This is a genomic window from Tamlana crocina, from assembly GCF_012037625.1.
The window spans coordinates 1-436 of record NZ_JAAVJS010000269.1 but is presented as its reverse complement, the minus strand read 5'-3'; the positions used below and the strand labels follow the sequence as shown (position 1 = coordinate 436).

Sequence of the window (436 nt, the reverse complement as noted above, 5' to 3'; positions counted from 1 at the left end):
TTCAGAAACTATGGTGCCAAAGGCTTTATCAAACGGAATGTCCTCATAGGTAGAAACTGTTGCAGCTCGAAGGACTTCACCAGACCTGGGAACGCCAAGATTGGCAAGATAGCCTCCCATCACTGCCATAAAACTATTGGCGAATTGCGGGCGGTAACCCAGGGGCTCTAAAAGGTACTTCCAGCGATAGGCCCTGGAAAGATGCGAGAGAATTCCGAAGAAAACGCTAAGCATAACCCATTCCAGTTCGGCAAGTTTAATGTTGTTCCAAAGCTCTTCCCTCTCTTGCGGGGTGGCGCTGCTTAAAGAATACCAGATCAAAAAAACTCCCAGCAAGAGAGGTAGAAAGGTTTTAGTAAACTTGAGTAGTTTTTTCTTCAAGATCTAACTGAGGAGGTTGGTATCTTCATTAGGGAAAACCAAAGCCGGCTTAAAA

1 protein-coding gene is annotated in these 436 nt (G+C 45.4%); it reads right to left on the bottom strand.

Annotated features, from left to right (window positions below; translation table 11 throughout):
• The coding region (locus HC176_RS16655; RefSeq protein WP_167920127.1) for a lysylphosphatidylglycerol synthase transmembrane domain-containing protein at nucleotides 1-381 on the bottom strand (381 nt) is incomplete at its 3' end.
• Between the last annotated feature and the right edge of the window lie 55 nt (nucleotides 382-436).